Annotated in this window: 13 protein-coding genes; 8 read left to right on the forward strand and 5 right to left on the reverse strand. The window is 61.9% G+C overall.

Going from position 1 to position 12497, the window contains the following annotated elements; genetic code table 11:
- Window positions 1–2: 2 nt before the first annotated feature.
- From bufB to D3879_RS12995, 3 genes are read left to right on the forward strand one after another with little or no spacing between them, the layout of a single operon-like run.
- Window positions 3–911: an MNIO family bufferin maturase gene (gene bufB, locus D3879_RS12985; protein WP_119954633.1), complete on the forward strand. Its 909-nt coding sequence runs from the start codon at window positions 3–5 to the stop codon at window positions 909–911.
- A complete protein-coding gene (locus tag D3879_RS12990) occupies window positions 908–1696 on the forward strand; it encodes an HvfC/BufC N-terminal domain-containing protein (protein WP_119954634.1) in 789 nt (262 codons plus the stop codon). The genes bufB and D3879_RS12990 overlap by 4 nt, the downstream gene beginning before the upstream one ends.
- Complete coding sequence (locus D3879_RS12995; protein ID WP_119954635.1) at window positions 1693–2202, forward strand: DoxX family protein; 510 nt, start codon at window positions 1693–1695, stop codon at window positions 2200–2202. The genes D3879_RS12990 and D3879_RS12995 overlap by 4 nt, the downstream gene beginning before the upstream one ends.
- 57 nt (window positions 2203–2259) lie before the next feature.
- Here D3879_RS12995 and D3879_RS13000 read toward each other — a convergent pair whose 3' ends face one another.
- Complete coding sequence (locus tag D3879_RS13000; RefSeq protein ID WP_119954636.1) at window positions 2260–3168, reverse strand: LysR family transcriptional regulator; 909 nt, start codon at window positions 3166–3168, stop codon at window positions 2260–2262.
- A gap of 107 nt (window positions 3169–3275) precedes the next feature.
- Between D3879_RS13000 and D3879_RS13005 the strand changes: the two genes are divergently transcribed.
- Window positions 3276–3875 carry a short chain dehydrogenase gene (locus tag D3879_RS13005; RefSeq protein WP_119954637.1) on the forward strand — a complete coding sequence of 200 codons (600 nt, stop codon included), beginning with the start codon at window positions 3276–3278 and terminating at the stop codon, window positions 3873–3875.
- A gap of 107 nt (window positions 3876–3982) precedes the next feature.
- On the opposite strand, the gene D3879_RS13010 is transcribed toward D3879_RS13005, so the two are convergent.
- Window positions 3983–4387, reverse strand: a complete 405-nt coding sequence (locus D3879_RS13010) for a DUF488 domain-containing protein (RefSeq protein WP_119954638.1) — start codon at window positions 4385–4387, stop codon at window positions 3983–3985.
- A gap of 68 nt (window positions 4388–4455) precedes the next feature.
- Between D3879_RS13010 and D3879_RS13015 the strand changes: the two genes are divergently transcribed.
- The 3 genes from D3879_RS13015 (at window position 4456) to D3879_RS13025 (ending at window position 8387) form a co-directional block, all read left to right on the forward strand.
- Entirely contained in the window at window positions 4456–5127 is a 672-nt protein-coding gene (locus D3879_RS13015; RefSeq protein WP_119954639.1) for a COG3650 family protein, read from the forward strand.
- A gap of 237 nt (window positions 5128–5364) precedes the next feature.
- On the forward strand, window positions 5365–6363 hold the full coding sequence (gene gap, locus D3879_RS13020; RefSeq protein ID WP_119954640.1) for a type I glyceraldehyde-3-phosphate dehydrogenase: 999 nt from the start codon (window positions 5365–5367) through the stop codon (window positions 6361–6363).
- A gap of 410 nt (window positions 6364–6773) precedes the next feature.
- Window positions 6774–8387 carry an NAD(P)/FAD-dependent oxidoreductase gene (locus D3879_RS13025; RefSeq protein ID WP_119954641.1) on the forward strand — a complete coding sequence of 538 codons (1614 nt, stop codon included), beginning with the start codon at window positions 6774–6776 and terminating at the stop codon, window positions 8385–8387.
- A 122-nt stretch (window positions 8388–8509) separates the two neighbouring features.
- On the opposite strand, the gene D3879_RS13030 is transcribed toward D3879_RS13025, so the two are convergent.
- The 3 genes from D3879_RS13030 to D3879_RS13040 are packed head-to-tail and all read right to left on the reverse strand — an operon-like array spanning window position 8510 to window position 11022.
- On the reverse strand, window positions 8510–9022 hold the full coding sequence (locus tag D3879_RS13030; protein ID WP_119954642.1) for a GNAT family N-acetyltransferase: 513 nt from the start codon (window positions 9020–9022) through the stop codon (window positions 8510–8512).
- A gap of 10 nt (window positions 9023–9032) precedes the next feature.
- Entirely contained in the window at window positions 9033–10130 is a 1098-nt protein-coding gene (locus D3879_RS13035; RefSeq protein ID WP_177412400.1) for a PLP-dependent cysteine synthase family protein, read from the reverse strand.
- 7 nt (window positions 10131–10137) lie between these two features.
- Window positions 10138–11022, reverse strand: coding sequence for a DMT family transporter (locus D3879_RS13040; RefSeq protein ID WP_238474249.1), 885 nt, complete (start codon window positions 11020–11022; stop codon window positions 10138–10140).
- A 249-nt stretch (window positions 11023–11271) separates the two neighbouring features.
- On the opposite strand from D3879_RS13040, the gene nhaA reads away from it, so the two are divergent.
- Window positions 11272–12447, forward strand: a complete 1176-nt coding sequence (gene nhaA, locus D3879_RS13045; RefSeq protein WP_119954644.1) for a Na+/H+ antiporter NhaA — start codon at window positions 11272–11274, stop codon at window positions 12445–12447.
- Window positions 12448–12497: the final 50 nt, after the last annotated feature.

The raw sequence follows: 12497 nt of genomic DNA on the forward strand, positions 1-12497 counted from the left end.
CGATGAAGCCTGATACGCCTTCCTTCGCCGTGCACAGCGGCACTCCCGCGTGCGCGGCAAGCCTGCCCGCACGCGCCGGGCTGGGGCTCAAGCCTCAGCATTTTCGGGAAATACTCGAGACTGCGGCCGACATCGGCTTCTTTGAGATACATGCGGAGAATTACATGGTGGAAGGCGGCCCCTTCCACCACTTCCTCGGCCTGATCCGCGCACGCTACCCGCTGTCTTTGCACGGTGTAGGCCTGTCCATCGGCGCCGAAGGGCCACTCGATGAAACTCATCTGGATCGTCTCGCCGAGCTGATCGAGCGCTATGAGCCGCAAGCGTTTTCCGAGCATCTGGCCTGGTCCAGCCATGGTGAGCTGTTTCTCAACGATCTGCTGCCCGTCGCTTACGATGACGCCACGCTGACCCGCGTCTGCGAGCATATCGACCGGCTTCAGACACGATTGCAACGCCGCATGCTGCTGGAGAACCCGGCCACCTACGTCGAGTTCACCTGCTCGACCATGGATGAGGCGGCCTTTATCGCCGAGATAGTCCGGCGCACCGGTTGTGGCCTGCTGCTCGATGTCAACAACGCCTATGTGTCCAGTATCAATCACCATCGCGATGCTTTCGCTTACATCCGCGCCCTGCCCTTGAGCGCCGTAGCCGAGATTCATTTGGCGGGTTTCTCCGAGGATATTGATGGCGCAGGTGACCGCCTCTTGATCGATAGCCACGGAGCCGCGGTCGATGACGCAGTGTGGACGCTCTATGCGCAGGTTCTGCAACTGATCGGCCCAACCCCCACACTGATCGAACGCGACAACCAGGTGCCAGCCCTGGGCGTCCTGCTCGCCGAGGCGCGACATGCCGAGCACCTGTTGAACGGTCGGTTGGCGAACCCGGTTGAGGCTCTGGCATGAACACCCAGCCCGCCTTCGTCGCCGCGCTGCTTGACCCTGACCGGCCCTGCCCGCGTGGTCTGAAAACCTGGAACGGCTCGGACCCAGCCAGCCGCTTCGCGGTCTACCGCAACAATCTGTTCAACTCGCTGATCGACGCGTTGGCGGACAGCTATCCGGTGGTCAGCGAACTAGTAGGTGAGACGTTCTTTCGCGCCATGGCCCATGCCTACGTGCAGGCCTACCCGCCCCGCTCGCGCCTCCTCGTTCGCTACGGCGAACACTTTGCGCCCTTCATCGAGAGTTTCGAGCCCGCCCGCAGCCTGCCCTACCTTGCCGATGTGGCGCGCCTCGAAGCGCTGCGCGTCCAGGCCTACCATGCCGCCGACCTCGCACCGCTGGCAGCGCAGGAGATTGCTGTCGTGTTGGCTAGGCCGGAGTGTCTGAGCAACCTGGTGTTCCACTTGCACCCCTCGCTCGGCGTGCTCGGCTCGCCCTTTGCGGTGGTCTCACTGTGGGCGGCCCATCAGGGCGAACTGGCGCTCGAGACAGTCGACCCACTGCAACCGGAAAACGCCCTGGTGCTGCGCAGCGACCTGCAGGTTGCAGTCATCGCCGTGCCGACCGGCAGCGTGCAGTTCATCCGCCGCCTGCAACAAGGCATGGCTTTGGGGCTCGCCGCCGAGCAGGCGCACACCGCCGACGCGGATTTCGACCTGAGCGCCTGCCTGGCCCTGCTGATCCGCGGGGGCGCCATCACCCATTTGCATCAGCCACACCAGACCACTACAAGGCCACCGCTATGAACGCTCCTGCACGGCTCGAAAGCGCTGCATTTCCCGCTCGCCTGATCGCCCGGCTCATCGATCTGTGCCAGCGTATCCCGCACAGCCTGATCGCTTTCATCGGGCGCTTTTCCATCGCCGCGGTGTTCTGGAAATCCGGACAGACCAAGATCGAAGGCCTCGCCATCGATCTGGTTTCCGGGACCTTCGAACTGGGCATGCCGCGACTGGCCGACTCAACCATTCCGTTGTTTACCAGTGAGTACCACTTGCCCTTGGTCTCAGCCGAACTGGCGGCGCACCTCGCGGCGTTCAGCGAGCACCTATTCCCTGTGCTGATCCTGCTCGGCTTCGCCACACGCTTCTCGGCGCTGGCCCTGTTCGGTATGACGCTGACAATCCAGCTCTTCGTCTATCCAGACGCCTACCCGACCCACGGCACCTGGGCCGCCGTACTCCTCTATCTGGTCGCCCGCGGGCCCGGGGTCCTGTCTATCGACCACCTGATCGCCAAGCACTACCGCTAGCCTGCTGTCGCTCCTACAAGAGCAAAGGCGCTGTATGCAGGCCGTTATAGGACGCTCCTACAGGCCATCCAACGCCCGGCGGCTCTGCTCGAACCAGGCCAGCAGATAATCCACCAGTACCTGCGTACGCTTGGGTAGCCCGCCCTGGTAGGGATGCACCAGAAATACCGGGGTGCTGCGCGTCTGATAATCGCGCAGCAACCAGACCAGGCTGCCGTCAGCCAACTCGTTGTGGAGCATGTAGGACGGCAGGCGGGCGATACCGGCGCCAGCCAGTGCCGCCTTCTTCAGCAGGGTGTAGTGATTGCTCGCCAAGGGCCCCGTCACCCGTACCCGCGACAGTTCGTGCTGGCGGTGGTAAAGCCACTCCTCGGGGCCGCTGTAATGACTGTTCAACAAACAGACGTGGGTGCTCAGCTCCTCTGGCTGCACAGGCTCGGTGTGTTGCTGCAGATAGCCTGGGCTGGCGCAGGTCAGCTCCTGCATGGAGAACAACGGCCTCGCCACCAACCGATCATCCTTCTGCACACCGGAGCGAATCGCCAGATCGAAGCCATCGGCCACCAGATCGCGATAACCATTGTTCAGCTCCAGCTCGATCCGCACTTGGGGATAGCGCTGGGAGAAGTCCAGCAGCAACGCATCGAAGAAGGTCTCACCGAGGGACACCGGCACCGTGATCCGCACCGTGCCGGCCGCCTCATCCTTGAGCCGCGCCAGGGTCTGCCGTGCGCGCGTCGCCTGGGCAGTCAGCGCCTGGGCTTCCGGCAGCAGCGCAGCACCGGCGGCGGTCAGGGAAAGCCGGCGCGTGGTGCGGTGCAGCAGGGTCATGCCCAGCACTTGCTCCAACAGGCGAATACGCTTGGACAGCTGCCCCTTGCTGCATCCCAGACGCTCGGCGGCGCGGGTAAAGCTGCCGACCTCAATTAGCGTGGCAAAGGCTGCCAGATCATCCATCTCGCTCAAGATTGTTTCCTATTGAGAACCAAATGTTTCTGATTGGCCGGATTATCAGCGACAAATCGCACTCTACACTAAACGCTGTGGTAATCACTTCATCCAGGAGCACCTCCATGAAAGTCCTTTTGATCGGCGCCAGCGGCACCATCGGTCGAGCTATCGACCACGAACTTAAAGACCGCCACGAAATCGTTCGGGTCGGCCACTCCAGCGGCGACTACCAAGTGAATATCACCGACAACCAGTCCATCCGCGCTCTCTTCGAGGAAGTCGGAAACGTCGATGCCCTCGTCAGCGCCGTCGGCAAGCTGCACTTCGGCGCGCTGGCAGAGATGACCGAGCACGAATATGCCATCGGTCTCAAAGACAAGCTGATGGGCCAGGTCAACCTGCTGCTGATCGGCCGTGAGTTCATCAATGATGGCGGCTCCTTCACCCTGACCTCCGGCATCCTCAGCGACGACCCGATCCGCTGCGGCAGTTCGGCGAGCATGGTCAACGCCGCCGTCAACGGCTTCGTCCGTGGCGCCGCAATCGAGCTGCCGCGCGGCCTGCGGGTCAACGCGGTGAGCCCGAATGTGCTGGTCGAATCGATGGGCAGCTATGCGCCATTCTTCCGTGGCTTCAAACCGGTGCCCGCAGCGGAAGTGGCGCTGGCTTACGCGAAAAGCGTGGAAGGTGCCCAGACCGGACAGGTCTACCGCGTCGGCTGATCAGCTCATACGCTCGCTGGCATAACAGGCCGGCGAGTTATCCCCTCGCCCCTCTGGGGAGAGGGTTAGGGAGAGGGGTGCATGCCAGATGAATTCACTTTTGCCCGCTATTTACCCTCTCCCCCAGCCCCTCTCCCGTAAACGGGAGAGGGGAGCTCAGGCGCACATCGCTTAAGTGAACAGCATTGCGCCAATACCCGGGCATTGTTCTGTTGCTCATCGCGGGCGGCGAACAACAAGGTCAGCGTGCCTTGCTCGGCTTTCTCCAGCAGCCCCCACCAGTGTTGCGGTTGGGCCGTCAACTCGGCCCGGTAGAGCACTCGGAATTCGTCGAAACGCTCGGCCTCGTGACAGAAGCTTTTGCGTAACTCGGTTGAAGGCGCCAACTCACGCAACCAAGCATCCAGCGCCAACGACTCCTTCATGCAGCCACGCGGCCACAGCCGATCGACCAGCACGCGAAAGCCATCTTCGCTCGCCGGCGCCGTATAGACACGTTTGCACTGGATCATCTGCCGCTCCACCCTTGTGATCGTCTATCCGCGTGGGTAACGTGGCCGCACTTGTCAGGAGACCCCCGATGCGCGCTGCCCGCCCCTTATTGTTTGCCCTACTACCGCTGTTCGCCAGCTGCCAAATGTTCGACGAGCAACCGATCACACCACCGGCCAGCCCGGTCCGTCTGCAAGGTGAGCTGAGTGTTAGCGCCGGCCAGCTACTCTTCCGTCCCTGTCAGGAACAACGCCGTTTCGTGGTCAACGACAGCGGCCACACCGGCCTGCTGCAAGAAGCGGCGGCGCTGCTGGACGGCGGCAAGGGCCCACTGTTTGCCGACCTGCGCGGCAGCCTTGGCACCAGTCAGGTGGCCGGAGCCGATGGCCAACTGAACCTCAGCCAACTGTATCGCGTGCAACGCGAAGGGCATGGTTGCGACGATCCCAACTTTAAACGCCTGACCCTGCGCGCCAACGGCCATGAACCCGACTGGAGCGTGAGCGTCAGCGGCAAAGGCCTGGTGCTCGAACGCCCCGGCCAAGAAGCGCAGGCCCTGCCCTACCTGGAAGAGCAGCTGCCGGATGGCCGTTTCAACTTGACCAGCGAAGCCAATGGCCAACGCCTGGAGCTCTGGGTTGCCCCTCAGCGCTGCACTGACGGCATGAGCGGTGCAGTGCAGTACCTGTTTGCCGAACTGCGTCTGAATGGCAAAACTCAACGTGGCTGTGCTTACTTCGGCGGCGCACGCAACGACTGAGGTTGGACTGGAGCTCGCAGAGCGGGTGAGGCTCAGGGTGGGCAAGAGATAGTCTCGTACGGCTTTGCGTATTTCCAATGCATACCTTGCAACAGCCGATTCAGGCATGACTCATAAATTCGCCCCTGCAAAAAGCCGCGAAACCCGACGCAGCGAGATCTTTTGCCACAGCTTGCCAAGCGCAGCCTGGCGCTGGGCCACCTAAGCTGAAAGCAATACCACCGCAGGAGGCACCTTATGCTGCGTATTGCTCTCAATGGTTATGGCCGTATCGGTCGCGCGGTCTTACGCGCCCTGTTCGAGCGCGGCCTGGAACATAAAATCCGCATCGAGGCGATCAACGATCTGGGCGATCACCAGACCCTCGCCCACCTGACCCGTTTCGACTCCACCTTCGGCCGTTTCCCCGGCCATCTCAGCCTGCTCGGCGAACAATTGTTGGTGAACGGCCAACCGATCAAGCTGCTGCAGGAGCGCGATCCGGTCAATCTGCCCTGGGCCCAGCTCGGCGTGGACCTGGTGCTGGAATGCTCCGGCAAGCTGAAAAAACGCGCCCAGGTGGAACACCATCTCACCGCCGGCGCCTCACGGGTATTGCTCTCGCATCCACTGGAGAGCGCCGATCTCACCGTGGTCTACGGGGTCAATCATGAGCTGCTGGGCAGCCAGCAAATCGTCTCCAACGCCTCCTGCACCACCAACTGCCTGGCGCCGCTGGCCAAGGTGCTGCACCAGGCAGTAGGCATTCGCCAGGGCCTGATCAATACGATGCACGCTTACACCAACGACCAGAACCTGCTGGATAAGGCGCATGGCGACCTCTATCGTGCTCGCGCCGCAACGCTGTCGATGATCCCCACCAGCACCGGCGCGGCCAAGACCATCGGCCTGGTCTTGCCGGAGCTGGCGGGGCGTCTCGATGGCCTGTCGATCCGTGTGCCGACGCCAAACGTCTCGCTGCTCGACCTGACCTTCACCGCCGAACGGCCAACGACCCGCGAAGCGATCAATGCCGCGCTGCAACAGGGCGCGGCGCAACTGCCCAGCGGCGTGATGGAGTGCAACGCGCTACCGTTGGTGTCCAGCGATTTCAGCGGTTATCCGGTCTCCTGCGTGGTCGACCTCAGCCACACCCACGTGCAGGGCGAGTTGGTCAAGGTGCTTGCCTGGTACGACAACGAGTGGGCCTTCGCCAACCGTATGCTCGATGTGTTGCTGGCCTGGCTGAAGCCTTAACAAGCCGTTGAAAAACTACTGCTCTAGGCTATGCGGCGTTGAAATCAGGCCGAGGCACGGCGCCTCAGACTGCTCATGTACAACTCGTACACTCGGCTCGGGCATCCTGCTTTGCCCTAACTCCTGCATCCATGCAGTCGTCCGCGTCCTCGCCTGATTGACTCGCTGCGCCTTGTGACCCACATGGATGTGGGGAATGCCGCTACCCGTAGGCGACCCCATGGATGGGGGAGGTAGGAAAAATGCCGGGAGCATTTTCGAGAACGGGTGCGGCCCTAGCCGTCGCTCGCTACATTTCTCAACGGCCTGTTAGCCGACAGCCTGGGCCAGACTCGAGATCAATCACGCGTATAATCGCCGCTTCGCAAAAAGCTGCCGGGTTGCCTCCGGCCCTGATATTGGATTGCCTCATGCTACGAATCACCGAACTCAAGCTGCCGATCGATCACCCCGAAGAGGTCTTGCGCCCCGCCATCGTGGAGCGCCTCGGCATCGCCGACGACGAGCTGCTGGGCTTTACCCTGTTCAAGCGCAGCTACGACGCTCGCAAGAAATCCGCCGAACTGTGCTTCATCTACACCATCGACCTGTCGGTGCGCGATGAAGCCGCGTTGCTGGCCAAGTTCAGTGATGACCGGCATATCAACGTCGCCCCAGACACCGGCTACAAACCCGTCGGCCAGGCGCCGGCAGTATTAGCCAATCGGCCTTTAGTGGTCGGTTTCGGCCCTTGCGGGATTTTTGCCGGGCTGGTGCTGGCGCAGATGGGTTTTCGTCCGATCATCCTTGAGCGTGGCAAAGAGGTGCGCCAGCGCACCAAAGACACCTGGGGCCTGTGGCGCAAGAGCGTGCTGAACCCGGAATCGAATGTGCAGTTTGGCGAAGGCGGTGCTGGCACCTTCTCCGATGGCAAGCTCTACAGCCAGATCAAAGACCCGAAGCACCTCGGCCGTAAGGTGCTGCACGAGTTCGTCAAAGCCGGCGCGCCGGAAGAGATTCTCTACGTCAACAAACCGCACATCGGCACCTTCCGCCTGACCGGCGTGGTCGAGAACATGCGCCAGCAGATCGAAGTGCTGGGCGGCGAAATCCGCTTCGAGCAGCGGGTCACCGACGTGCTGATCGAAGACGGTCAGCTACGCGGCGTGGAGTTGGCCAGCGGCGAGCAGATTCGTAGCGAGCATGTGGTTCTCGCCCTTGGCCATAGCGCCCGCGACACCTTCCGCATGCTGCACAGCCGTGACGTGTACATGGAGGCCAAACCCTTCTCGGTGGGCTTCCGTATCGAACACCCGCAATCGCTGATCGATCGTGCGCGCCTGGGCAAGTTCGCCGGCCACCCGAAACTCGGCGCCGCCGACTACAAGCTGGTGCATCACGCGAAGAACGGTCGCTCGGTCTATAGCTTCTGCATGTGCCCGGGCGGCACGGTGGTGGCGGCCACCTCGGAACCGAATCGAGTGGTCACCAACGGCATGAGTCAGTACTCGCGCAATGAGCGCAACGCCAACGCCGGCATTGTCGTCGGCATCACCCCGGAAGTGGATTATCCCGGCGGCCCTTTGGCTGGGGTTGAGTTGCAGGAGCGTCTGGAGTCCCACGCTTTTGTCCTTGGCGGCAGCACCTATGCGGCGCCTGGGCAGTTGGTCGGCGACTTTATTGCCGGCAAAGCGACCACCGCACTGGGCAGCGTCGAGCCTTCATACAAGCCCGGCGTACACCTGGTCGACCTGGCCACGGCACTGCCGAGCTTTGCCATCGAAGCGATCCGCGAGGCACTACCGGCGTTCGACAAACAGATCAAAGGCTTCGCCATGCACGACGCGGTGCTGACCGGCATCGAGACCCGCACGTCTTCACCGCTGCGCATTACGCGTGGCGAAGATTTGCAGAGCCTCAACGTCAAAGGCCTATTCCCCGCTGGGGAAGGCGCTGGCTATGCCGGTGGGATTCTCTCGGCCGGAGTCGACGGGATTCGCGTAGCCGAGGCGCTGGCGCGGAACATGCTCGGTATCGAGGCATAAGCACGCTTAGGCTAGAGCAATGGCCTTGTAGGAGCGAGCTCCTACATTCATGTCCAGGCGCTGCAAACGGTCTGCTACAAGGCCAATGAGCTGTAGCTCGAGCGCATAGGGAAAAGAGAGCTTCATTCGGTCAGCCGCAAATAACAGAGTGTCGTGCGCCTCGAACCATTGGGGCGCCGCTCGGGGTCTTCATAGGTCTCGATCTCGACAAACCCCGCCTTGCGCATCATCCCTGCTGAGGCGGCGTTTTCCTCGTGACGGTCGATATAAATATCGACCACACCCAGCTCGGCCAAACGTGCCACCGCCTTGCCAAGCAAGCGCGAACCCAACCCCTGCCCCGCCATCTCTCGGCGAATAACCGCCTCGCAGATATAACCCTGCACCCACTCGCTGCGCTCCGCCGCTTGATAGCCAGCAAAGTACCTGGTCACCTGAAAGCTGACGAAGCCAAGCAACTCGCCAGCTCGCTCGGCCAACACGGCCTCAACCGAACTATCGCTAATATTCTGCAAATGCGCGGTCACCTCTGCGCGGGGCAGATGATTCCAAGGGTTTTCCCCATGCTCGAAGATCAAGGCGCACATACCAGTGATGTCATCTGCGCGAGCCATGCGGATTTGCAACTCGTTCATGCCTGCCTCGCTAGAACCCAGCCGTGGGTACATCAACCAGCAATGGCTCGCCACGTTCCGCACAAGCGGCCACAGCATCGATCAACGCTGCCAATTGAAACCCCTGCGCAAGCAGCCAGGACTGGTCGTAGTAAGTGGTGGCATAGCGCTCACCACCATCGCAGAGAATCGCCACCACCGAACCCTTCTCTCCCGCCGCGAGCATGCGCCGGGCGACCAGCAGTGCGCCAATCAGATTGGTTCCGCTGGAGCCGCCAACCCGCCGCCCCAGACGTTGCGCCAGATAGTGCATGGCCGCTAGCGACAGCGCGTCCGGCACCTTGCACATGGCATCGATCACCTGCGGCAGGAACGACGCCTCGACCCGGGGCCGGCCGATGCCTTCGATCCGCGAGCCGCACTCCAGGCGCAAACTGGCGTCGCCGCTCTGGTAGTAATCGAAGAACACCGAACGCTCGGCATCGGCGCAGAGCACCTTGGTGCAATGCTGGCGGTAGCGCACATAGCGGCCCAGCGTGGCGATGGTACCGCCGGTGCCGGGGCTGGAAACCAGCCAGCTCGGTTCGGGGAAACGCTCGAAGCGCAACTGCTGGAAGATCGACTCGGCGATGTTGTTATTGGCCCGCCAGTCGGTCGCCCGCTCGGCATAGGTGAACTGATCCATAAAGTGTCCACCACTCTCCCGCGCCAGCCGCTCGGACTCGGCGTAGATCTGCGTCGGATCGTCGACCAGGTGGCTCTGGCCGCCATAAAAGGCGATCTGGGCGATCTTTTCCTTGGAGGTCGTCGCGGGCATAACCGCAATAAACGGCAGGCCCAGCAGGCGCGCAAAATAGGCCTCGGAGATCGCCGTCGAGCCGCTGGACGCCTCGATCACCGGCGCACCGGGTTTCAGCCAGCCATTACACAAGGCATACAGGAACAACGAGCGTGCCAGGCGGTGCTTGAGGCTGCCGGTCGGGTGGCTGGACTCGTCCTTGAAATACAGCTCGATGCCCGGCAAACCGGGCAGATCGAGGGGAATCAAATGGGTATCGGCGCTGCGCTGAAAATCCGCCTCGATGATCCGAATCGCCTCACGTGCCCATTGCCGTGCATCACTCATCACCTACCTCTTAATCAAGAATGCCGACGGGCGCCGGCGGCGTACTGCGCCACTGGCTAAGCGCCACACCAACGAATACCAAGCCGGCCGCCAGCATTTGGCCGTGACTCAGACGCTCACCGAGAAATACCGTGGCGAATAGCAGAGTGAACACCGGAATCAGGTTGATAAAGCCGGATGCCTGATTCGCTGGCAGACGGCTGACACCGAAGTTGTACAGGCCATAAGCGCCGACCGTGACGACCACGCCCAGGTAAATCACTGCACCCCAGCCGAGGCGGCTGATCTCCCCCGGAACAGCGGCGCTTACGGCCGCCAGCAGCAAGAAGAACAGTGCACCGATAAAAGCTTGCATGGCGGTCAGGAAGAAGGCCGAGTACCGCGCCGACAGGTGCTTGAGTAACAAGGTGTAGCCGGTGGCGCAAAGCATGGCCAGAACTTCAAAGAAGTTGCCCAACAGAGGCGCCGGAGCGTGCTCATCCGCCTCGCCGGCCAAACTCAGCCAGACGGCCCCAAGCACGGCCAGGAGAAAGCCGGCCAAGGTGGTACGGCTGATCCGCTCCCGCAGCAACAAGAAGGCGCCCACCGCCACCAGCAACGGTAGCAGCGCAGTGATCATCCCCGCCTGCGAGGCACTGGTGCGCTGCAACGCCAAGGCCTCGAAGATGAAGTACAGGCACGGCTCGCAAGCAGCCAGGCCGAGCAGGTACTTCCAATCCCCTGCGCGGTAGTCGATCTGCCCGCGCCAACGCCAGGCCAGGAGGAACACCACGCTGCCGAGTGCCATGCGGCCAAAAATCACCCACATGGGCGATAACTCCTGAAAGGCCAGCTTCAACGCAATGAATGAGCTACCCCACAAGGCCACGGCCAAAACCAAACATCCCCGGGCCAGAGCCTGACCTTCGCGCTGCTGCACGGCACACCTCCGCAATAAGGCCGCCAGTATAGGAAGCGCCTCAGCACCCGCACAGTTACAGTGAAGCAGCTATCCTCCCTGCAACTGTTAAGTTGCTGGCTGAACCTTGGCTGAAGGAGGTCTGAACATCTCACGTATATAGCTTAAAAGAATATAATTTTTGTTTTATGAAACAGCTTAGCAGGGTAGGGTAAGTCTCCCCAGACCTACACCAGGAGACTGACTTTGTCTTTGCGTAGCGCCCTCACCCGCTTCTTACAGCTGGAAGCTGCCAGCGGCCTGCTGTTGATCGCTGCCGCCGTGCTGGCTCTGACCATCAACAACTCGCCCTTGGCATTCCTCTATAACGGCCTGCTCGACACGCCCGTAATCGCCCAAGTCGGCGCGCTGAAAATCGCCAAGCCACTGCTGCTGTGGATCAACGATGGCCTGATGGCACTGTTCTTCCTGGTCATTGGCCTGGAGGTCAAACGCGAGGTGCTGGAAGGCCACCTGGCGCAGCCTTCGCAGATAGTCTTGCCGGGTGCCGCCGCGATCGGCGGGATGGTCGTTCCAGCGCTGATCTACTGGGCACTGAATTATGAAAACCCCGCGGCTATCAGTGGCTGGGCGATTCCGATGGCCACCGATATCGCCTTCGCCCTCGGCGTACTGGCCTTGCTCGGCAAACGCGTACCGGTCTCGCTGAAACTGTTTCTGATGACCCTGGCAATCATCGATGACCTCGGCGCCATCATCGTCATCGCGCTGTTCTACTCCAACGAGTTGTCGAGCCTGTCACTGATCCTCGCCGCCACCTTCCTGGCCATCCTGATTCTGATGAATCGGCTGGGGGTGAGCACACTCGGGCCCTATCTCGTGATCGGCCTGTTCCTCTGGATCTGCGTACTGAAAAGCGGCGTGCATGCCACGCTGGCCGGGGTGGCGCTGGCCTTTACCATTCCACTGCGCCCCAGCAAGGGCGGACATTCACCGCTGCTGGCCTTGGAACATGGGCTGCATCCGTGGGTGGCGTTCGGCATTTTGCCGCTGTTCGCCTTTGCCAACGCCGGCGTGCCGCTGGCCGGGCTGAGCCTCGACAGCTTCATGCACCCAGTACCCCTGGGGATTGCGGCCGGCTTGCTGCTGGGCAAAACCGTTGGCGTGTTCGGCCTGAGCTGGCTGGCGATTAAACTCCGCATCGCCAAGCTGCCCACGGGGGCCAACTGGGGTCAGGTGCTCGGCGTCGCGGTTCTCTGCGGCATAGGATTCACCATGAGCTTGTTCGTCGGCTCGTTAGCCTTTGCGCCAGGCGTCAGCGAATACGTCGGGATGGATCGGGTCGGCATCCTGACCGGTTCATTCCTGGCAGCCGCGCTCGGCTACGCCATCACCGCCATGGCCAGCCGCAAGCCCCACTAAACCGCAGGCAGAAAAAAGCCGGCCCCCTCCATCGGTGAAAAGGGCCGGCT

Origin of the sequence: Pseudomonas cavernicola (assembly GCF_003596405.1) — a bacterium.
In the GTDB taxonomy this organism is placed as follows: Bacteria; Pseudomonadota; Gammaproteobacteria; order Pseudomonadales; family Pseudomonadaceae; genus Aquipseudomonas; species Aquipseudomonas cavernicola.

Coding starts and splice junctions, on each gene's coding strand:
- D3879_RS13015 (WP_119954639.1), top strand. CDS start 4,456: ATGCGCGCTGCCCGCCCCTTATTGTTTGCCCTACTACCGCTGTTCGCC.
- D3879_RS13025 (WP_119954641.1), top strand. CDS start 6,774: ATGCTACGAATCACCGAACTCAAGCTGCCGATCGATCACCCCGAAGAG.
- D3879_RS13010 (WP_119954638.1), bottom strand. CDS start 4,387: ATGATCCAGTGCAAACGTGTCTATACGGCGCCGGCGAGCGAAGATGGC.
- bufB (WP_119954633.1), top strand. CDS start 3: ATGAAGCCTGATACGCCTTCCTTCGCCGTGCACAGCGGCACTCCCGCG.
- D3879_RS13030 (WP_119954642.1), bottom strand. CDS start 9,022: ATGAACGAGTTGCAAATCCGCATGGCTCGCGCAGATGACATCACTGGT.
- gap (WP_119954640.1), top strand. CDS start 5,365: ATGCTGCGTATTGCTCTCAATGGTTATGGCCGTATCGGTCGCGCGGTC.
- D3879_RS12990 (WP_119954634.1), top strand. CDS start 908: ATGAACACCCAGCCCGCCTTCGTCGCCGCGCTGCTTGACCCTGACCGG.
- D3879_RS12995 (WP_119954635.1), top strand. CDS start 1,693: ATGAACGCTCCTGCACGGCTCGAAAGCGCTGCATTTCCCGCTCGCCTG.
- D3879_RS13005 (WP_119954637.1), top strand. CDS start 3,276: ATGAAAGTCCTTTTGATCGGCGCCAGCGGCACCATCGGTCGAGCTATC.